The organism is Desulfolutivibrio sulfodismutans DSM 3696 (assembly GCF_013376455.1).
GTDB classification, from domain to species: Bacteria; Desulfobacterota; Desulfovibrionia; order Desulfovibrionales; family Desulfovibrionaceae; genus Desulfolutivibrio; species Desulfolutivibrio sulfodismutans.
In genome coordinates, this window is the sequence record NZ_CP045504.1 from 3222450 (window position 1) to 3242524 (window position 20075).

A 20075-nucleotide genomic window follows, 5' to 3' on the forward strand; every position below is an offset into this window, starting at 1 on the left:
GGCGCCAGGTGGCGGGGCTTCACGCCTCACGCCGCCCGGCACGGCGGCTGCGGCGTGCCGGGCCTGGTCATGACCAGTTGCCACAGTTGCAGGGCCCGGGCCCGGAAGGCCCCGGCGCAGGACAAGAGATAATAGTCCCACATGCGCCGGAAACTCTCCGGAAACCGTGGCCGCAGGCCCGGCCAGGCGGCCTGGAAGCGTTCGTGCCAGGCCATGAGCGTCTTGTCGTAGTGGGGGCCCAGGTTGTGGGCGTCCTCGACCACGAAAAGCCCTTCGGCGGCCCGGGCGATCTGGGCCAGGGAGGGCAGGGCGCCGCCGGGAAAGATGTATGTGCGAATCCAGGGGTCGCACCCGACGGCCGAGACGTTGGCGGCGATGGTGTGCAAAAGGAACGTCCCGCCGTCCCGCAGGCAGCGGTTGACGGCCCGCATGAAGTCCCGATGGTTTTTTTGCCCCACATGCTCGAACATACCCACGGACACGATTTTGTCGAAATGTCCGTTCATGTCGCGGTAGTCGCGTTCGACGATCTCCACCGCAAGGCCCCGGGCCGTTGCGCAGGCCTTGGCGTGGGCCGCCTGTTGGCGCGAGATGTTCACCCCGGTCACGGTGCAGCCGCAGTGTTCGGCAAGATACGCGGACAGTCCGCCCCAGCCGCAGCCAATGTCCAGGACGGCGTCGCCGGGCCGGATGTCGAGCTTGTGGCGGATGAGGTCGAGTTTTTGCCGTTGGGCCGTCTCCAGGTCGTCGGTCCCGGCGAAATAGGCGCAACTGTACTGGTTGTGGGGGTCGAGCCAGGACAGGAACATGTCGTTGCCCAGGTCGTAGTGCCGCTTTGCCACGGCCTTGGATCTGCGCCGCGACTGGCGGTTGAAGAGTCGTTCAAGGAAGAGGTCGAACAGCAGCGGCAGGCTCTTTTGGGCCCAGACGTCCAGTTCGGCGAGGCACAGGCGGCGAAACAGTTCGTCCAGGCAGGCGCAGTCCCACCAGCCGTCCATGTAGGCCTCGCCCAGGCCCAGGTTCTTGTCGCGAAGGACGCGGGGATACAGGTCCGTGTTGTGAACGCGGATATCCCAGGGATTTGGCCCGTTGACTGTGATTCCGGCCTGGGCCAGGAGGGAGGTGATGATCCGTTCGGCCCTGCTCATGATCGCCTCCGATACGCACGCAGGAGGTTCAAGGAGGGAGAGGTTGGCGACGCCTAGGCAGTAGCGCATAAGCGCAAGGAAATATCAAGGGCCGCTGTCGGTTTTTTTCTTGCCGGGCTGCATATCCGCCGCCAGGACATCGGCCGCCATCCTTCCCGCGTAGGGACATGGCGCACCGGCTGCCAGATTCTCCACAACCGGCGTATTCCCGTGGCGCATGGCGAAAAGCCAGGGCACGTCTCCAAGCGCCGAGGCCCTTGCCAAGCGCTTTGTCTTGGCCTTACAAAACATTCGCCGGGAATGGGCCACGCCCGCCAGGATTGGAAGACGCCCCCGGCCTGATCTCGCATGCAGTTTGCAGGCAGGCCGGACGCACAGCGACAAAACCGTTTCCAGGAACATTCCGGATGCACCCCTCACACGGGACACATCCCCGGGGGTTCTGGCGTAACACCCAGGCGGACGAGCACGCACATGATCTCCCTTATCGGCTTTCAAATCGGTGAACTGCTCTACCAGGGGCCGAACAGCCAGGTCTATCGGGCCCGCCGCGAACGGGACGGCCTGCCGGTGGTGCTCAAGATCCCCGCCAGTCCCGACATCTCCATCCGCGAAAATTTGCGCTTTCAGCACGAGTACGACCTGCTCGCCTCCCTGAACCTGTCCCGCGTGATCAAGGTCCATGACCTCCTGCAATACCGCTCCAGCTTCGCCATCGTCGAAGAGGACTACGGCGCGCGCGATCTTGCCAGCCATATCGAGGGGCGCCTGCCGGACCCCCTCGAATTTCTCGACGCCGCGATCCAGATGGCCGAAGCCCTGGCGCAGTTGCACGGGCAGGGGATCATCCACAAGGACACCCACCTGGCCAATTTCCTCATCAACCCCCGAACGGGCGAGATCAAGCTGACGGATTTCGGGATGTCCTCGCTTATCGAGGGAGAAGTGCAGGAACCCTGGGATCCCGACCAGATCGAGGGCAACCTGGCCTACATTTCCCCGGAACAGACCGGCCGGATGAACCGAAGCATCGACAGCCGATCCGACCTCTATTCCCTGGGAATCTGTTATTACAGGATGCTCACCGGAGTCCTGCCTTTCACGTCCAGTGATCCGATGGAACTTTTGCATGCGCACATCGCCCGCAGGCCTGTGAGCCCCCAGGAGATGCGGCCCGCCGTCCCTCTGGCGCTTTCCGGCCTCACCATGCGCCTGCTGGAAAAAATGGCGGAGAATCGCTACCAGAGCGCCTCCGGTCTGGTTCGCGACCTGAAGGACATGCGTGCGGCCTGTGTCAGCGGCGAGAGCCTGGCGGACATGAAACCCGGCCACCGGGCCCTGTCGTTCCGGTTCCAGGTATCCCAGAAGATTTACGGCCGGGACAATGAAATCCGGCTTCTGCTGCAGACGTTTGAACGCATGGCCCGGGGCGGCGCGGAGCTGCTTCTCGTGGGGGGCTATTCGGGCATCGGCAAAACGTCGCTGGTCAACGAGGTGCTCAAAGGGCTCACCCGCCAGCGAGGCCGGTTCGTTTCCGGCAAGCATGACCAGTTTCAGCGCGACATCCCGTTTTCAGCCTTCATCCAGGCCTTCCGCCAGTTGAGCCACCGCATACTGGCCGAACCCGAGGCGTTGGTGGTCAAATGGCGTCTGTCCCTGCTTGATGCCCTGGGCAACAACGCCCAGGTGATTATCGACGTCATCCCGGAGATGGAGCACATCCTTGGACAACAACCCCCCGCGCCGGACCTTGGGCCGACAGAGGCGCAAAACCGCTTCATCATGTGCATGCAGCGCTTCATCGGGGTGTTCGCCAAGCGGGAGCATCCCCTGGTGGTTTTTCTCGACGATCTGCAATGGGCGGATGCGCCGTCGCTCAACCTCATCCGCGCGCTCATGACGGACGCGTCATCCCACGCCCTGCTCATCATCGGCGCCTACCGGGACAATGAGGTCTCCCCCGCGCATCCGCTGACGCTGACCGTCAACAGCCTGCACGAATCAGGCGTCGCCGTCCGCACCGTGACCCTGGCCCCTTTGTTGTTCGTCGATCTGCGCCAAATGGTGGCGGACACCCTCAATCGCCCCCCGGAAGAGGTTGATGATCTGTCCCGGCTTATCGAGGAAAAGACCGGCGGCAACCCGTTTTTCGTATCGCAGATGCTCAAGGATCTGCATGCGCGGGGCCTGTTTCAACTGGATTCCGACTCCGGTTGCTGGCTCTGGGACATGGCCGACATCCGTACCATGGGGCTCACCGACAACGTGGTGGACCTCATGGCCGGCAGGATCAGCCGCATGAAGCCGCAGACGCGCCAGGTGCTGCAACTGGCGGCCTGCATCGGGAACCGATTCGCCCTGCCCATGCTCGCCGCCATCCTGGAGAGAACGCCGGAGGAAACCAGCGAGGAACTGTGGGAGGCGCTTCAGGCGGGACTCGTCATCCCCTCGGAGTCCGTCTTCCGCTTCCTGCACGACCGGGTGCAGCAGGCGGCCTACTCGCTCATCCCGCAGGAGGATATCGCGCCGCTGCATCTGCGCATAGGCCGCCTGCTCCTGCGCCATGTCGGCCAAACGCAGATCGAGGACACGATCTTCGATATCACGTCGCATTTCAATGCGGCGCTTGACCTGGTGCATGATCCCGAAGAGCGCATGACGCTTTTGGAACTCAACATGCTGGCGGGACGCAAGGCCAAGGCGTCCACCGCCTACGGGCAGGCGTTGCGCAACTTCGAGGTGGCCGCCTCGCTCCTGCCCGGGGACGGCTGGAGGACACACGCCCCCGTCATGCTGGACGTGGTGCGCGAAAAGGCCGACGTCTTGTACCTGCTGGGCGATTTCGCACAGGCCGAGACCCTTCTGGACGAGGCGCTCACCCATACGCAAGACACGTTCGACAGGGTGGAGGTCTATCTCCAGAAGCTGATTCAGTACAACCAACTGGGGAAATACAACGAACTCATGGACATCGCCAGGGACGCCCTGGCCATTTTCGGCGTGGACCTGCCCCAGGCCGACGACGCCTCAACCCTCAAACGTTGCTTCGACTCCCTGATGAAGGACTATGTCGCGCTTCTCGGGCAGCGCCCGATAGCCGATCTGATTACCATCCCGGACGTGACGGATCGCGAGCAGGACAGCATCATCCGGCTCACCGCCATCCTTACCGACGGAGCGTATATCGCCGTTCCCACGCTTTTCCCGCACCTGGTCATGGAGGTAGTCACCAGATCCATGCGATACGGCCACAACGCCTTGTCCGCCGTCGGTTTTTGCTGGGCGACAGTCGTCATCGTGCAGGAACACAAAGACTATCACAGCGCTTTCGCGCTGGGCAAACTGTCCATGACTCTCGTAGAGCGGTTTCCCAATCCGCGCATCCAGGCCCAGATCACCTTTCTTTACGCCGTTTGCGCCATGCACTGGTTTTTGCCCCTGTCGGAGCAGATCGAGATGTACAAGCGGGCCTATCAATACGGCATCCAAAACGGCAACCTGGTGTTTGCCGGTTACGCCCGCACCATGATTCCCAAGACCGTCCTGGCTGCGTCCACCGTCGACAAGGCCCTGGAAGAAAACGACATCAGCGTGGAATTTTATGAGAAACGCGGCTCTCCCTTCCTCATGAGCGAGCGCTTCTGCAATCTGTTCCTGAAAAACCTCAAAGGCGAACGCCCCGATCCCCTCTCGCTCAGCACGCCGGACATCGACGAGCATGCCTCCCTGGAGCTCTGGCAGCGTCCCGAGACGCTGTTCGGCCACGGTCTGGCGTATTTTCTCACGTCCAAGCTCCAGTTGCTCTTCCTTTTCAGAAAGACGGAGGAGGCCTGGCGTTTCGCCGAAAAACACGCGGACTGGATGCGCTATATCCCCATCCTTTACGAAACCACGGTGTTCAGCTTTTACCGCGCCATGGCCGCCGCGGCGCTTTTGGATGGCGCTTCGGAAGAGGACCGCAGGCTCATGGAGTCCAGGTTGCGGGCATCGCTCGCGGAATTCGCCATCTGGGCGCAAAACTGCCCTGAAAACTACGCTTGGCAGGAGCGGCTGCTGCGGGCCGAAAAGGCCCGGCTGGACGGCGCCGTCCAGGAGGCGCAGGAGCTTTACGCACAGGCGGCGGACATTGCCCGCCGGGACGAGCACCCCCATGGCGTGGCCCTGTCCCGGGAACGCATGGCGCAGTTGCATCATTTTCTGGAACAGACCGATTCAGCCAAGATTTTTTTGGAAGACGCCAGTTTCAACTATTACCGGTGGGGGGCGCACGCCAAGGTTTTGAGCCTGCGTCAGGAACTGGACCGTTGGACCATGGCGCAGGCGCGCCCGGCTATGGCCTCCCACGCATCGACGGGCACAGCGCAATCCGAGCGCTCCTACGGCTCCATGCCCCATCTGCTCGATGTCGGCAGCATCCTCAAAGCCACCCAGGCGATTTCCAGGGAAATCAACCAGGACTCGCTGCTGCGTGTCATCATGACCAGCGTCATAGAGAACGCCGGAGCCGAGCAGGGATATCTCCTGCTGCCGGACGAACGGGACTGGTCTGTGGCGGCCATGGCCACGGTGGAGGGAAACTCCTTTGCGCAGGCGGGCAGTCCGCTGCAAGATTCGCCCCTGGTCAGCGAGGCCATCGTCAGGTTCGTCATCCGCAGCGGCCAGGAGCTCGTTCTCAACGACGCCGGGCAACACCCCTCGTTCCAGCAGGATGCGCATGTGGTGCGCAAAAACGTCCGCTCCGTCTTGTGCGTGCCGCTGCTGGTCCAAAACCGCCTCAGCGGCGTGCTGTATCTGGAGAACAACCTTTTTCCCGACGCCTTCGCCAAGGAACGGACCCAGATCGTCGGGATGCTCGCCGCGCAGGCCGCCATCTCTATCGAAAACGCCAATCTCTACGGCAGCCTCGCCGCCAGCGAACAACGCTACCGCAGCATTTTCGAGGACGCGAGCGACATCATTTTCCTCACCACGCCCGAAGGCCGCATCATGGACGTGAATCCGGCCTGTCTGGGCATTCTCGGGTACACGCAGGCTGAACTGCTCAGACTCTCCGTGGCGGACCTATATGTCGATCCCCGGGCACGGGCCCGTCTCAAGGACATCCTCGAGAAGGCCGGTGCGGTTCGCGGCTTCGAGGTCGCCTTGCGGCGCAAGGACGGAGAGATCGTCGAAGCCATTTTCGCGGCCAACCTGCGCCGTGACGCGCAGGGGCAGGTTGTCGGCTACCAGGGCATCCTGCACGACATGACCGACAGGAAACAGGCTGAGCGACTGCGTGAGGCCTACAGCAGGGATCTGGAACGCCAAGTGCGCGAACGCACCCAGGAGCTCACCGAGGCCAACGACAAGTTGCGCAGGCTCAGCGACTACGACGGCCTGACGGGCATCGCCAACCGGCGAAAGTTCGACTCAGCGCTGCAAACCGAGTGGCGTCGCGCCATACGCAACGAAACGCCCCTGACCCTGGCCATGATCGATGTGGACCATTTCAAGGCATACAACGACCATCTGGGACATCTGCTGGGCGACGACTGCCTGCGCCGCGTGGCCCAGGCAGTCGCCGTCAACATCAGGCAGTCCTGCGACCTGGCCGCACGGTATGGCGGCGAGGAGTTCGCCGTCATCCTGCCCGGACTCGCTGCGGATAATGCGTTGCGCGCCTGTGAAAAATTGTGTTCCGCCGTCATGGGACTCGGCATCCCCCATGGCAAAAGCCCGATGGCGGACGTGGTGACCGTGAGCGTCGGCGCCGCCACCTGCACCCCGGCGAGGGGGGGGAGCTCCGAGGCCCTTGTCCGGGCGGCTGACGCGAATCTCTATCGGGCCAAGGAACAGGGAAGAAACCGAGTGGTGGTTTCCGTGACGGCGTCATGACCCTTGGAACGCCTTAGAAGACCACCGTTTCGCGCCAAAGGCCCGGCGGGCGGGAAACGAGGCCGGGCCGTGGGCCGCTTGGCCGCATCGACTGTGCGATCCGCAAAAACGCCGCACCCCGGCCGGGAGGCAGGTCCCGGGCCGGGGCGCGGCGTGATCGCGGAGGCGGCGATCAACCCTCGGACGATTTTTCGGAGGGGCGGGCCGCAGCCCGTCCCGTTTTCACTTACGCATTTCCCAGGGCCTCGCCGCGTTCGGCGCGCTTGGCCTTCCACATGCTGCCCAGGATGATCACCGCGCCGATCATAAGCGCCGCGCACATGATCACGAAGCTGGCCTTGTCCATGATCCACAACGTGGACTCCGAGATATCCATGAGGCCCAGCTTGGCCAGGTACTTGGGCACGGCGATGCCCCGGCTGACGGCCACCACCAGCATGATCGTGGCCATGACCACCTTGATCATGTGCTCGCGCACATAGGTGGTGCCGATGGCCCCGAGCTGCACGCCCAGAAGCGAACCGCCCAGGATGATGAGCACCAGCCGGATGTCCACCATGCCCTGCATGGCCCAGTTGATGGACCCGAAAAGGCCCATGACGAAGGCGACGACCAGTTCCGTGGCCGAGCCGACCAGGCTCGACGCGCCCAGCACGTAGATCATGCCCGGCACGCCGATGAAACCGCCCACGGCGATGGTGGCGGCCAGCATGCCGGTGGCGAACCCGACGGGCACCGTGAACCAAAACGAGATGCGCATCCCGGCGGTCTTGAAGGTCATCATGGGCCACAGCTCGATGGCCTGGAGACGCCTGGCCAGGGGCGCCACCGTCTCCTCCCCGCCCCGGCGGGAGCTGGTCACGGCGTCGCGCAGGATGTAGCCGCCCACGATGACCAGGACGGCCACGAAGGACAGGCTTACGTACAGATCGCTCCCGGCCTGGCCCCAGCGCGACAGGATGGCGTTTTGCAGCATGATGCCCACCTGCACGCCCACTCCGGCCGAGGCGGCCATGACCAGGCCGAGCTTGATGTCCACCTGGCCGTACTTGAAGCGTTTGATGGCCCCCACCAGGGCCTTGGGGAACTTGTGGCACATGTTGCTGGCCACGGCCACCGTGCCCGGAACCCCCAGGCTCATCATGCCCGGGGTGAGCACGAAGGCCCCGCCAGAGCCGATGAATCCGCTGACCAACCCGCCGATGAACCCCACGATGAAGAGAAACGTGATGTTCTCAGGGGTGAGCGTGATGAATTTTGTCGCATCAAGTAAAAGCGTATCCATGATCCATGATCCTCCCGGCATCGGTTAGGCCTTGCCCCTTTGAAAAACAGGACGGCGTTTTCCCAGAATAAAACCGTGTCACACGCGTTGCCCGCTTCGTACGGCTCCGTTGACGCCGCAGTCGCGGCATCAGGCGTTGAGGGTGGCCCGGACCTGGGGACGGGCGACGGGCTGCACGGCGGGACGCTTCACGGCGCGCTTGCGGGCGGTAATGCCCAGACAGGCCCACAGGTTCGAGGCGAACGAGCCGTGGCACCAGGAGACCAAAAACACCGTGGCGATGGGCCCGGCCGCCCACAGGGCGCCCTGGGCGAACTGGGCCGCGATGGCGTCGGCGTAGGCGAACACCCCGGTGTAGAGCCCAGCGGTGACCAAGCCGAAGAAGACCGTCTTTTTTACGGGCCGCGAGGCCGTTTCCGTCTGTGCCATGATTCGATCCTCCATGGAGTTTTCACCCCGTGCCGGGGCGGATTCGTCAAAACGGGTTATTGTTGTCACGCCTTCAGTCCATCTGTGAAATTTTGAACATGCCTGGATGCACGTTCGCCTCTGGGGCGCCCTGGCCGCGTTTCACGCCGCGCGGCCAGGTGGGTGCTTCTCGAGATGCGCCCCTAAAAAATACCAACTATTTTTTTAAGAAAGATCAGCATTCCACCGCGTTGTCCCGAATCGCAAAAGTCTGGATTTCGAGTTCGCACCACTAGGACACAGTGAACACGGCGGCCGGAGCCACACACCCTTCGCCCGCATCGTTGCCCGGGTCGCTCAGGATGAGCTCCACTCGGTGCAGACCGTCGCTGACCGCGCGGACGGCCTCCCCGGGTTCCCCGAAATGGACCATGTGCCCGGCCTCGACGCGAAGCTCCAGGGCCTTGAGCAAAAAGGGCCTAGCGGCCTCTGAAGAGGCGAAGGCGAAGGATTCGCGTACGAACCGTTGCATATCCGGTTTTTGTTCATCGGGCCGTTCGGCAGGGCCGACGCTTAAAAACACCAAGCCGTAGTCCAGCCTGGCGGCCAGATGCAGGGCGTATTCGGAAAGTCGCGCCGAGAATGACCGGCCCCGGCCAAGCACGATGATTCGTTTGCGGCCCCTGCCGCGCCGGGCGATGATCTTCCCGGCCAGGAGCAGCTCCCCGGATTCCGCCAGGGTCAGGGCCTCGGCGTAGTCGTCCAGGCAGACCCGCAGGGGAACCCGGTCCACGCGCACGCCCTGGGGGGGGCGGGAACCGAGCCCCAGCCGACGGGGGGCCGGGACTCGGGAGCGTTTGGAACTTTCACCGCTCATGATCTATTCCGCCCGCACTCTCTTGCGGCAGGCCTGTCCCGCCATCTGGCGTTCGGCCCGTTTTCGAGGCTGGGAATCCTCGCCATCCTCTTCCAGTATCCGCTTCGCCTCGCCGTCCATATTTCGTTCGGCGTAGGCCACCCCCGCAAAGGTCGATTCCACTGCTTGCCGTAAGCTGCCCATGCCATTCCTCCGGTTTGAATGTTGCAATTAACCCTGTATAACAAGGGTCGTGCCAAGCCGAGTTTTTGGCGTAACACCCTGGAATGGTTTGGAATAAAATTTATGGGTGCAGCTATTGGGGATGTCGGGAACGTTGCAATACCGAACACACGAGGGGAGACTGTGTTGCATCATACTCAAATTACGGGACAAAATTCCTGGGGCGGAGGCGTTCGATTTTGCAACGGGCGTTCGTTTTTGCAACGCCGCCCCGGCCAGGACGGAAAGGGAGCCCGAACATGATTTTTTTTCGCAAAAACGACGACACGCCCCAGGCCCCGGAGCCCGGACCGCAGGGGCTCGCTGAACGCGCCCGGGCGGCCGAACTGCCCCCTGCCGCCCGGGAGGCCGTGGACGCCGAACTGGCCCGGCTCGCCAACACCGATCCCTCGGCTGCGGAATACGCCATCTCCACCAATTACGTGGAGCTGCTGCTGTCTTTGCCGTGGAATGCGGTCACGCCGGACAGCCTGGATCTGGAACGGGCCGAGGCGGTGCTGGACGCCAGCCACGCCGGGCTTGGGCAGATCAAAGACCGCATCCTGGAGCATCTGGCCTCGCGGACCATGCGCCAGAAGAGCGAGGCCTGGATCCTGGTGGTGGACGACGAACCCATCGCCCGGGAGAACCTGCGCCACGTGCTGGTCCGGGAAGGCTACCGGGTGGAGACGGCCGAGAACGGCCAGGCGGCGCTTGAGCGGGTGCGCCGGTTCGAATTCGACCTCATCGTCACCGACCTCAAGATGGACCGCATGGACGGGCTGCAACTGCTCGACAAGGCCAAGGCGGTCTCCCCAGCCACGAAGATCATGATCGTCACCGGCTACGCCACCGTGGACACGGCGGTGCGGGCCATCAAGACCGGGGCTGTGCATTACCTGACCAAGCCCATCGACCTGGACGAGTTTCGGGCCTCGGTGCGCGGCATCCTGGCCCAAAGGCCCGCCGAGTCCGCCTCGCGTTCCCCCATCCTGTGCTTTGTGGGGCCGCCCGGGGTGGGCAAGACCTCGGTGGGCATGGCCATCGCCCAGGCCATGGGCCGGACCTTCACCCGCATGTCCCTGGCCGACCTGCGCGACGACGCTGAGCTGCGCGGCCATCGCCGGACCTATGTGGGGGCCCTGCCCGGCCGGGTGATCTCGGCCCTGCGCGGGCTTTCGGTGCGCAATCCGGTCTTTATGCTCGACGAAGTGGACAAGATCGGCCGCGACGTCAAAGGCGACCCGGCCCAGGCCCTGCTCGAGATCCTGGATCCGGAGCAGAACTGCCGCTTCGTGGACCGCTATATGGAAGTGCCCTTCGACCTGTCCGGGGTGTTTTTCATCGCCACGGCCAACTCCACCGAGCGTCTGGCCGGGCCGGTCCTGGACCGCATGGAGGTGGTGCCGTTTACCGGCTATTCCGAGGAGGAGAAAATCGAGATCGCCACCAGGTTCCTGGCGCCGCGCCAGTTGCGCGAACACGGCCTGACCCATCCTTATCCCGAATTCACCCGGGAGGCCCTGCAGGGCATCATCCGGGGCTACACCAATGAGGCCGGGGTACGGGGGCTCGAGCGGGAAATCGCCCGGGTGTGCCGCAAGATCGCCCGGGTGTGTTTAAGCGAGGGCAAGACCGGATTTGCGGGCGACATCGCCCCGGACATGGCCGTCTCCCTGCTCGGCCCCCGCCGGTTCAGCCACGAAACCGCCGGGCACGGCCCTCAGATCGGCGAGGCCGTGGGGCTGGTGTGGTCCGAGACGGGCGGGGAGATCGTGTCCGTGGAGGTCTCGCGCATGCGCGGGGCCAGCAGGCTGTTGCTTACCGGGTCGCTGGGCGAGGTGCTCAAGGAGTCCGGGCAGATTGCGCTCAGCCATCTGCGCAGCAACGCCGTGGACTTCGGCATTGATCCGGGTTTTTTTTCCGAACACGACATCCATATCCACATCCCGGCCGGGGGAGTGTCCAAAGACGGCCCTTCGGCCGGACTGACCATGGCAGTGGCCCTTTTCTCCCTGCTTTCCGGGCGGCCCACGTCGCCGGGCATGGCCTTTTCCGGCGAGATATCCCTTTCCGGCCGGGTGCTGCGGGTGGCCGGGGTGCGCGAGAAGCTTTTAGCCGCCGTGCGGGCGGGAATCACCAGCGTGGTGTTGCCCATGGAAAATGCCGCCGAAGTGGAAGAGGCCGGCCGCAGCATGGCCTCCCTGCCGCGCATCGTCCTGGTGTCCGAGGTGCGCCAGGCCCTGGCCGCCGCCTTTGACGCCCCGTCAGGGCCGACGCCCCCCGAGGCCAAGCCATGAACATTCGCCAAAAGATCGTCATGAGCATCATCGTGGCCTTTGCGGGCATGGGGCTTTTAGGCAGCATCTCCTACGACCACCTGTTGCGCATCGGCGAAGCCCTGCGTCTGGCCGAGGTGGTGGATGACTTAAGCAACGACATCCTGGAGGTGCGCCGCTACGAGAAAAACTACCTGCTCTACGCCATGGACGAGGACTACCGGGAGAGCCTGCTCTTCGTGGACAAAAGTCTGGACATCATCCGGGGCATCGTCTCCCTGTCCCCGGAGGGCCAGACCCCGGCCCAGGGCGAGGCCGACTTCATAGGCCTTCGCGACCAGTTGACCGCCTACCGCGACGCCGCCCAAAAGCTGGCTGATACAGCCGGTTCCACGCCGCCGGCGGCCGTGGAAAAGGCCCAGGCCGCGCTTCGCGAACAGGGCCGGGGGCTAGTGGCCACCTCCCGGCGCATCAAGCACGTGCAACGCGACGGCATCCTGCATATCGTGGACAACTTGAAGCGACAGCTCCTTTTTTCCACCCTGGCCCTGATTTTCCTGGGCATCGGATTCTCCTGGGTGGTGGGCCGTCGCATCATCACCGCCCTGCACCTCATCGAACACACCACCCGGCAGGTGGCCACGGGACACTTTACGGCCATCGACCTGCCTCCGGGACGCGACGAGACCCGGGACGTGGTCAACGCGCTTAACCGCATGATCAAGGAACTCGACAAGCGGCAAAACCAGCTTCTGCAGGAAAAAAAGCTGGCTTCACTTGGGGTTCTGACCTCCGGGATCGCCCATCAGCTCAACAACCCCTTAAACAACATCTCCACCTCCTGCCAGATCCTGCGCGAGGAGGACATCGGCAAAAACGACGCCTTCGTGGCCCAGATGTTGGACAACATCCACCATGAGGTGCTGCGCTCCCGGGATATCGTCAAAGGCCTGCTGGATTTCTCCCGGGAAAACGAATTCACCATGAAGCCCGCCCGGCTGGCCGATCTGGTGGAACGTTGCGTGGGGATGGTTTCGTCCCAGCTTCCGGCCGACGTGGACATCGCCCGCCGGGTGCCGGAGGACATGTGCGTGCCCCTGGACTCCCAGCGCATGCAGGAGGTCTTTTTGAACCTGTTTTTGAACGCCGCCCAGGCCATCGGGGATCACCCCGGGACCATCACCGTGTCAGCCGAACGCGACGAGCATGCCGCCCAGGCCGTGATCCGCGTGGAGGACACCGGTCCCGGCATCGACCGCGAACATCTGGGGCGGGTGTTCGATCCCTTCTTCACGCTCAAAGACGTGGGCAAGGGCACGGGACTCGGGCTTTCCGTGGTTTTTGGCATCGTCAAAAAGCATGGCGGAACCATCCTTGCCGAGAGCGAACCCGGCCGGGGGGCGGCCTTTATCATCCGCCTGCCCCTGGGCCGGGAGGCCTGTCCACCGGAGAATGCCGAACCTGAACAGGAGGCGTCGGCGTGAACGCACTTCCTGCGCACATCCTGGTGGTGGACGACGAGCCCATCGCCCGGACCAATCTGGCCCATGTGTTTTCCCGGCGCGGGGCCCAGGTGACCGTGGCCGGCGGCGGCCGGGAGGCCATGGCGGAACTGGAGAAGAACGAATTCGACCTGGTCATCACCGACCTGATCATGGAAGGCGTGGACGGCCTTGCGGTCCTGGAGCGATCCAAGGCCCTGTGGCCGGACACGGAGGTGGTGGTGGTCACGGGCTATCCCACGGTGGAAACGGCGGTAACGGCCATGCGCCGGGGGGCCTACGACTACCTTGCCAAGCCCTACGGCATTGAGGAGGCCCGGCTTTTGGCCCAAAAGGCCCTGGAGAAACGGCGGCTGCGGCAGGAGGTCAAGACCCTGCGGGAGCGGCTGCTGGACAAGCCCGACCCGTTGACCATCGTTGGGCACTGTCCGGCCATCGAACGCTTAAAGCGCACCGTGGCCCAGGTGGCCCCCACGGATTCCACGGTCCTGCTCCTGGGGGAGACGGGCACGGGCAAGGAACTGGTGGCCCGGACCCTGCACCTGCTGAGCACCCGGCGGGACGAACGTTTTCTGGCCGTCAACTGCGGGGCCTTCAACGAGGAGCTTCTGGAAAACGAGCTGTTCGGCCATGAGCCCGGGGCCTTCACCGGGGCCGTGCGCCTGAAAAAGGGCCTTTTCGAGTCCGCTCCCGGGGGCACGCTTTTCCTCGACGAGCTGGGCGAAACCTCCCCGGCCATGCAGGTCAAGCTCCTGCGGGCCCTGCAGGAACGGGTCATCCGGCGGGTGGGCGGGGCAAAGGACATCCCCGTGGATGTGCGCATCGTGGCCGCCACCAACAAGGACTTGCGGCGCGAGGTGCAGGCCGGGCATTTTCGCCAGGATCTCTATTATCGCTTAAACGTCATCGTCCTGACCCTTCCGCCCCTGTCCGAGCGCGAGGGGGACGTGGCCCTGCTGGCCCGGTTTTTTTTGGCCAAAATGGCCAAGAAACTCGGCCGGGACAGCCTGACCATGTCGCCGGAGGTGATGGAGATTCTCGTCGACTACCCCTTTCCCGGCAACGTGCGCGAACTGGAGAACATCATCGAGCGGGCCGCCGTCATGGCCGAGGGGGAGGCCATCGAAGTCCGCCATCTGCCCCCGGACCTAAGCGGCGAGCCCGTGCGCGTGGCCAGGCCGTGCGCCAATGAGCCCGTGACCCTGGAGGAGAACGAAAGGCGGCATGTGGCCTGGGTGCTCGGACATTGCGGCGGCAGCCGCACCAAGGCCGCAGCCGTGCTGGGGATCGACCGGGCCTCCCTATGGCGCAAAATCAAGAAATTCGGCCTGGAATAAGGCGCGACGGATCGGGGCGCGGTTTGCCGCCCCCGGCGTTTCCCCTGTTGACCGGCCGTGCCGCCGACGGTATGAAACGCACATGTGCCGGGCAGTCTTGTCGTGTCGGCACGCCAACGGACATCAAAGCCCATCGGAGCACGTCCATGCCTCGCTTTTTTTTCTCGGCTGCCCTGGCCACGGCCCTTCTCGCCATCGGCTGTACCGCCGGAACCAACCCGGATTACGACACCCGCGTGGCCACCGAACGCGACTTCCTCGACTGCCAAAACCAGTCCTATGTCTCCACCGGCACCATGACCGATCCCGGCGGGGCCTCTGAAAGGCAGCAACAGATCATCGACGAGTGCATGCGGCACAAGGGATACACCATCAATGACTAAGCCGGGCAAAGCCGTCTGCGTCAGCCAGGCCGTGGTGTTGCAGCGCATGTTGCCCCAGGACGCCAACCCGGCAGGCAACGTCCACGGCGGGGTCATCCTCAAATGCATCGACACCGCCGGGAGCATCGCGGCCATGCGCCATTGCCGCACGGCCGTGGTCACGGCCTCCTTCGACCGCATGGATTTCCTCAAGCCGGCCTTTATCGGCGAGGTGGTGATATTCAAGGCCAGCGTCAACTACGCCGGGCGCACCTCCATGGAGATCGGGGTGCGGGTGGAGGCCGAGGATCTGATCACCGGCGAAATCCGCCATACCGGCTCCGCCTATCTGACCTATGTGGCCCTGGACCAGGACCGCCATCCCACGCCCGTCCCGGAATTGATCCTGGAGACGGCCGAAGACTGCCGCCGCAATCGCGAGGCCCGGGCCCGGCGCGAGGTCCGGCTGGCCGAGAAACACCGTGAACGCGCCTCGCAAAACGAGGCCACAGCCTGCTAAAGGATGCCCATGGCCGCCACCATCGACGAAATCACCATCAATTACGAAGAAGACGGCCTCTTGAAGGTCAAGGAGCTGGACAAGGTCGTCCTTTCCAAAGGGGCCTGGACCACCATCATCTTCCGCTTCACCCAGTGGGACAACAAACTTGGCGACTACGGCCCGGATCGCTACATCATCCGCCGCTACAAAAAACAAAACGACGAATACCGGTCCCAGTCCAAGTTCGCCATCTCCAGCCGCGATCAGGCCAAAAAAATCATCGCCGCCCTGCAGCAGTGGGTTGATCTGACGGAGTAGGCCCATGACCGGCGCCCCGGCAGGCACGGCAGGCCCGGAGATCACGACGGTCACGGTCAAATGCCTGGCCACCCTGGCCGCCTTCCAGCCCGCGTCCGGTTCCGCCGTGCGCCTGTCCGGGGCGGCCCCGTGCGTGGCCGATCTTGCCGCCGCCCTGGGCCTTCCCGCCGCCAAAATCACCACCATCCTGCGAAACGGCGCGCCCGCCACGCAGGACACACCCTTGGCCGACGGCGACGCCGTGACCTTTTTGCCCACCTTAAGCGGCGGTTGACATGGATCTTCCCGACGCCATCGCCTCCCGGGCCGTCCCGGCCACGCTCCCCGACGGCACGCCGGTGCGGGTGTTGTCCGGTTCCCAGGCTACCGCCCTGGCCCGGGCGTTTGCCCTGCCCGTGCGCGAGGTGGACGCCAACGCCCTGGATGCGGGCATCCTGCCCGGCCGCTACCTGCGCAACTTCACGGCCTATTCCGTCGCCGAACAGGCGCGGCTTTTGCGCTCCACGGCGGCCCTGGTGGGGCTTGGCGGGCTTGGCGGCACGGTGCTTGAGATCTTGGCCCGCACCGGGGTGGGGACCATTGTCGCGGCCGACGGCGACAGGTTTGAGGAATCGAACCTGAACCGCCAGCTTCTGGCCGAGGACGCCCGGTTGGACCGTCCCAAGGCCGAGGCGGCGCTTGCCCGGGCGGCGGCGATCAATCCCACGGCGACGGTCACGGCCCAGGCGGCCTTTCTGGACGCGGCGGGCATGGCGGCCTGCCTGGCCGGGGCCCAGGTGGCCGTGGACGCCTTGGGGGGGCTCACGGATCGTCCGGTCCTGGCCAGGGCGGCGGCGGCCCGGGGCCTTGCGCTGGTGACGGCGGCCGTGGCCGGGGACACGGGGTACGTGGCCACGGTTTTGCCCGGCGGCCCGGCCTTGTGGGATATCCTGGGGGGGGCGGCCGACCCGGCTGAAAACGCCCTGGGCTGCCAGGCGGCCGGGGTCACGGTGGCGGCGGGGCTTCAGGCCGCCGAGGCGCTGCGCATCCTGGCCGGGCGGCCGCCGCGGCTGGCCGGGAAGCTTTTGGTCGTCGATCTGTCGGATATGACCTTCGAGACGGTGTCGCTGACGTAGCGGCTTCCCGGCGGCGAGGGTGATCCGCCGGATTTGTCGTGCGCGACCATGCGATGGTTTGCATGGCAGGATGATCCATGGGAGACGAATCATGCCCCTGACTCACACTTTTCGCATGACCGTGCAGGATCGCGCCGCTCGCGATCCGGCGTTCCGCCAAGCCATGCTGAAAGAAGGCGTCGACGCCCTGCTGGCCGGGGACGTGCCTGCGGGAAAGGCGATTCTGCGCGACTACATCAACGCTGCCGTGGGGTTTGGTCCCCTGGCCGAGGCCACCAACATCCCGGCCAAAAGCCTCATGCGGATGCTTGGCCCCAGGGGAAATCCCCGCGCGGACAACCTGTTCCAGATCATCCGCCAGTTGCAGACGCACGAGGGGATTCGGCTGGGGGTGGGGGAAGAGGCTTCGGCGGGGTAAGTGCTTTTTGCCAAACCGGGATATCCCCGCATAGATTGAAAACGCATAGAAACTATTTTTGTGCGGAGGTCAACTTTGAGGAAATATCTTTTTGATAAAAAATCCGACCACGCGCGAGAAGTTAAGGTGGCCTTTGATGTGTAAATACATATTTTAAGTTGACATTTTGAAGTAACTGTGTATAGTCTTGTTGTCGTTGATTCAAGCAAGGGAAGGGATCAGGTTCGATTCCTGTGTACTTGAGGAAGGTGTTGGTGATCCTTGTGGCATCCGTAATGTTTGTGGTTACTATCAATGTTGATATTCAATGCAATGTTGATATCGTTCTGAATAACACAATGGAGGAGCCTATGGATCACACAATGTATTTTCACAAAGAAGATGGTTCACCTTCCCTTCCTTGAATTAGCGATATATTAGATCGTTTATCATCGTTAAAGGTTTTGCTCTCGCGAAACATGTTCGTGTGAAGCTAATGTTTGCCTGTCATTACAGTCCTCGCCCATCTACTGACTCGGTTGCAATCGTGTGGGAACATGCTACGGGGGAGCATGAACAAAACCGCCCCCCATCCGGTCCTGGCCCTGGCCCTGGTCATCGTCCTGGCGGCGGTCCCGGGAAGCTCCGCCGCCTCCTTTCTCTCCGAAATCGGTGTGCAGCCGCACGTCTGCAATGCCGCCGTCCTGTCCGGCAACCTGCGCCACGTCGCCCTGTCCGGAAACGACACCACCGGGAACGGCTCTGCCGCCGCGCCCTACCGCACCCTTTTCCGGGCGGCGGAAACCGCCCAGCCCGGCGACACCATCGTGGTCCGGCAGGGAACCTATGTCGAGCCTCAGGAAATCCGCATCCGGGTCGCAAACGTCGCCATCCGCTCCTTTCCCGGAGAATGGGCCGTGGTGGACCGGCGTTCCGAGACCGACGAGGGGTCGGGGATCTATTTCTACGTCGGCGCCGACGGCGGCAGCCTCGAATGCATCGAGGTCGTGGGCGGCTTCTACGCCGTGTCCACGGAGACGAAATGGGACTGGGGCGACCCGGACGACCGGGCCGGGGTCTCGCGCCTGCGCATCGCCAACACGAAACTGCACGGCTCCCAGCGCGACGTGGTCAAGATCAAGCCGGGTTGCGACGACATCAGCATCGAACACAACGAGATCTATGACTCCGGCGTCGGCCTCTCCCAGGACGACTGCAACGCCGAGGGCATCGACAACGTCAACGGCGACCGCAACCGCGTGGCCTACAACCACATCCACGACATCTGCTCCACCGGGGTCTACCACAAGGGCGGGGCCACGGACGGGGTGGTGGAATACAACCTGATCGAGAACACCGGCGGCGCGGGCATCCTGCTTGGGTTCGACACCAGCCCGGAATACTTCGACCTCACGGCCAATCCCGACTATTACGAGAACATCCGGGGCATCGCGCGCTACAATCTGGTCCGAAACACGGGCGCCTCAGGCATCGGATTCTACGCCTCGCGTGACGCCGCAGCCCACAACAACACCATCATCAACGCGGCGAAAAGCTACCACAGCCCGATCTATTTCGGGATCACCTTCCAGGACTGGGATCCGGCGGCGGGCCGCCCCCCCAACCGCAATCCGGCCTCGTATCGCAACATCGTCAGCCAATCCGCGACCCTGGCCCAACCCCTGGTGTCCATCCGCCATTCCACGGAGCTCGGGGGCCTAAGCGCCCTGTCCGGAACCCTGAGCACCCACCACATCTGCTATTGGCAGGCCGGTCATGCGGCCGTCTTTGCGGACGGGCGCACGGATTTCGAAGGGACGTTCGCCCAGTGGCGGACGCATATCGGAGGCGAGGCCGGGTCGCTTTTGTCCGATCCGTTGCTCGACGCCGACGGCCTGCCGCACAACACGCTCTGCACGGGCATGGGGCACGCGGCCATGCCGGCCGGGTCCGGGGCGGCGGCGGAACTTTTGCTTTTGGGGGAATGAGGCCCTTGCCCGGCAGGTCTCCCGCGAGGGCGGACTGCAAAACGGACGTTGCATGGTACTGCCTCCAAGGGACGAACGCAAAACGTCTTCGTCTACCAGCATTTTTTCATGCTCAATCTTGCCCTTATCGGTTTCCTCGTCGTGCCCCCTGTGGAATGATCGTGTCACATACTGCGCCGTTGCCTTCTACGATGGCCGATGACGCCGTTCTTCTGAGCCTGCTCCATGTTGACATGAAATAATTTTGCATATATCTGCAAACTAATTGCATGTTGGCCTTGGCGAAATGAAGCATCCGCCCCGACCTTCATGGCGAAATCCTCGAGAGACCGAGCCGCCTGCTTCGTCCCGGACCGCACCGCCAGAAAAGCGAATGGGACATGCCGCATCCCGCCTGAATACTGGCGGGGTGCTCGGCCAGAGGTGGAACGGAGTTCTCTGACATGCCTGGCGACTGACTTTTCGAGCGGAATGCCACAGAA

Annotated in this window: 16 protein-coding genes; 11 read left to right on the top strand and 5 right to left on the bottom strand. The window is 63.7% G+C overall.

The genetic code is table 11. The annotated features are described in order from the left end of the window. Nucleotides 1-26 precede the first annotated feature (26 nt). Complete coding sequence (gene cfa, locus GD606_RS14750) at nucleotides 27-1148, bottom strand: cyclopropane fatty acyl phospholipid synthase (RefSeq protein ID WP_163300837.1); 1122 nt, start codon at nucleotides 1146-1148, stop codon at nucleotides 27-29. Between the two features lie 474 nt (nucleotides 1149-1622). Between cfa and GD606_RS14755 the strand changes: the two genes are divergently transcribed. Then, on the top strand, nucleotides 1623-7022 hold the full coding sequence (locus GD606_RS14755; protein ID WP_163300838.1) for a diguanylate cyclase: 5400 nt from the start codon (nucleotides 1623-1625) through the stop codon (nucleotides 7020-7022). Nucleotides 7023-7248: 226 nt separating this feature from the next. Here the strand turns inward: GD606_RS14755 and GD606_RS14760 are convergent, their stop codons facing one another. From GD606_RS14760 to GD606_RS14775, 4 genes are all read right to left on the bottom strand, one after another. Next, entirely contained in the window at nucleotides 7249-8307 is a 1059-nt protein-coding gene (locus GD606_RS14760; protein ID WP_163300839.1) for a sulfite exporter TauE/SafE family protein, read from the bottom strand. A 129-nt stretch (nucleotides 8308-8436) separates the two neighbouring features. Beyond that, on the bottom strand, nucleotides 8437-8736 hold the full coding sequence (locus GD606_RS14765) for a hypothetical protein (RefSeq protein WP_163300840.1): 300 nt from the start codon (nucleotides 8734-8736) through the stop codon (nucleotides 8437-8439). Between the two features lie 271 nt (nucleotides 8737-9007). Then, nucleotides 9008-9592, bottom strand: a complete 585-nt coding sequence (locus GD606_RS14770) for a hypothetical protein (protein WP_163300841.1) — start codon at nucleotides 9590-9592, stop codon at nucleotides 9008-9010. A 3-nt stretch (nucleotides 9593-9595) separates the two neighbouring features. Further along, nucleotides 9596-9775: a hypothetical protein gene (locus GD606_RS14775; protein ID WP_163300842.1), complete on the bottom strand. Its 180-nt coding sequence runs from the start codon at nucleotides 9773-9775 to the stop codon at nucleotides 9596-9598. 278 nt (nucleotides 9776-10053) lie between these two features. Here GD606_RS14775 and GD606_RS14780 point away from each other — a divergent pair, with 278 nt between their 5' ends. The 10 genes from GD606_RS14780 to GD606_RS14825 all read left to right on the top strand — a co-directional run bounded on the left by GD606_RS14780 (nucleotide 10054) and on the right by GD606_RS14825 (nucleotide 19593). After that, on the top strand, nucleotides 10054-12093 hold the full coding sequence (locus tag GD606_RS14780) for a S16 family serine protease (protein WP_163300843.1): 2040 nt from the start codon (nucleotides 10054-10056) through the stop codon (nucleotides 12091-12093). Continuing rightward, nucleotides 12090-13556, top strand: coding sequence for a sensor histidine kinase (locus GD606_RS14785; protein WP_163300844.1), 1467 nt, complete (start codon nucleotides 12090-12092; stop codon nucleotides 13554-13556). Before GD606_RS14780 ends, GD606_RS14785 begins: the two co-directional genes overlap by 4 nt. Then, the gene (locus GD606_RS14790) at nucleotides 13553-14911 is read left to right on the top strand and encodes a sigma-54-dependent transcriptional regulator (protein WP_163300845.1); all 1359 of its coding nucleotides are present in this window, start codon (nucleotides 13553-13555) and stop codon (nucleotides 14909-14911) included. Before GD606_RS14785 ends, GD606_RS14790 begins: the two co-directional genes overlap by 4 nt. Nucleotides 14912-15057: 146 nt before the next feature. Then, nucleotides 15058-15294 (top strand): hypothetical protein, encoded by a 237-nt coding sequence (locus GD606_RS14795; protein ID WP_163300846.1) that lies wholly within the window; start codon nucleotides 15058-15060, stop codon nucleotides 15292-15294. Next, nucleotides 15287-15793 carry an acyl-CoA thioesterase gene (locus tag GD606_RS14800; RefSeq protein WP_163300847.1) on the top strand — a complete coding sequence of 169 codons (507 nt, stop codon included), beginning with the start codon at nucleotides 15287-15289 and terminating at the stop codon, nucleotides 15791-15793. The genes GD606_RS14795 and GD606_RS14800 overlap by 8 nt, the downstream gene beginning before the upstream one ends. Before the next feature lie 9 nt (nucleotides 15794-15802). Continuing rightward, a complete protein-coding gene (locus GD606_RS14805; protein WP_163300848.1) occupies nucleotides 15803-16093 on the top strand; it encodes a hypothetical protein in 291 nt (96 codons plus the stop codon). Nucleotides 16094-16097: 4 nt separating this feature from the next. Next, nucleotides 16098-16367 (top strand): MoaD/ThiS family protein, encoded by a 270-nt coding sequence (locus tag GD606_RS14810; RefSeq protein WP_163300849.1) that lies wholly within the window; start codon nucleotides 16098-16100, stop codon nucleotides 16365-16367. Between the two features lies 1 nt (nucleotide 16368). Then, nucleotides 16369-17208: a HesA/MoeB/ThiF family protein gene (locus tag GD606_RS14815; RefSeq protein ID WP_163300850.1), complete on the top strand. Its 840-nt coding sequence runs from the start codon at nucleotides 16369-16371 to the stop codon at nucleotides 17206-17208. Between the two features lie 91 nt (nucleotides 17209-17299). Next, a complete protein-coding gene (locus GD606_RS14820) occupies nucleotides 17300-17626 on the top strand; it encodes a helix-turn-helix domain-containing transcriptional regulator (protein ID WP_163300851.1) in 327 nt (108 codons plus the stop codon). Nucleotides 17627-18177: 551 nt separating this feature from the next. Continuing rightward, nucleotides 18178-19593: a right-handed parallel beta-helix repeat-containing protein gene (locus GD606_RS14825; RefSeq protein WP_163300852.1), complete on the top strand. Its 1416-nt coding sequence runs from the start codon at nucleotides 18178-18180 to the stop codon at nucleotides 19591-19593. The last annotated feature ends 482 nt before the right edge of the window (nucleotides 19594-20075 follow it).

Excerpts from the sequence above, each read along its gene's own strand:
- GD606_RS14770 (WP_163300841.1), bottom strand. The coding sequence starts at position 9,592 with ATGAGCGGTGAAAGTTCCAAACGCTCCCGAGTCCCGGCCCCCCGTCGG.
- GD606_RS14765 (WP_163300840.1), bottom strand. The coding sequence starts at position 8,736 with ATGGCACAGACGGAAACGGCCTCGCGGCCCGTAAAAAAGACGGTCTTC.
- GD606_RS14795 (WP_163300846.1), top strand. The coding sequence starts at position 15,058 with ATGCCTCGCTTTTTTTTCTCGGCTGCCCTGGCCACGGCCCTTCTCGCC.
- GD606_RS14780 (WP_163300843.1), top strand. The coding sequence starts at position 10,054 with ATGATTTTTTTTCGCAAAAACGACGACACGCCCCAGGCCCCGGAGCCC.
- GD606_RS14815 (WP_163300850.1), top strand. The coding sequence starts at position 16,369 with ATGGATCTTCCCGACGCCATCGCCTCCCGGGCCGTCCCGGCCACGCTC.
- GD606_RS14775 (WP_163300842.1), bottom strand. The coding sequence starts at position 9,775 with ATGGGCAGCTTACGGCAAGCAGTGGAATCGACCTTTGCGGGGGTGGCC.
- GD606_RS14805 (WP_163300848.1), top strand. The coding sequence starts at position 15,803 with ATGGCCGCCACCATCGACGAAATCACCATCAATTACGAAGAAGACGGC.
- GD606_RS14800 (WP_163300847.1), top strand. The coding sequence starts at position 15,287 with ATGACTAAGCCGGGCAAAGCCGTCTGCGTCAGCCAGGCCGTGGTGTTG.
- GD606_RS14760 (WP_163300839.1), bottom strand. The coding sequence starts at position 8,307 with ATGGATACGCTTTTACTTGATGCGACAAAATTCATCACGCTCACCCCT.
- GD606_RS14820 (WP_163300851.1), top strand. The coding sequence starts at position 17,300 with ATGCCCCTGACTCACACTTTTCGCATGACCGTGCAGGATCGCGCCGCT.
- cfa (WP_163300837.1), bottom strand. The coding sequence starts at position 1,148 with ATGAGCAGGGCCGAACGGATCATCACCTCCCTCCTGGCCCAGGCCGGA.
- GD606_RS14785 (WP_163300844.1), top strand. The coding sequence starts at position 12,090 with ATGAACATTCGCCAAAAGATCGTCATGAGCATCATCGTGGCCTTTGCG.
- GD606_RS14825 (WP_163300852.1), top strand. The coding sequence starts at position 18,178 with ATGAACAAAACCGCCCCCCATCCGGTCCTGGCCCTGGCCCTGGTCATC.
- GD606_RS14755 (WP_163300838.1), top strand. The coding sequence starts at position 1,623 with ATGATCTCCCTTATCGGCTTTCAAATCGGTGAACTGCTCTACCAGGGG.
- GD606_RS14810 (WP_163300849.1), top strand. The coding sequence starts at position 16,098 with ATGACCGGCGCCCCGGCAGGCACGGCAGGCCCGGAGATCACGACGGTC.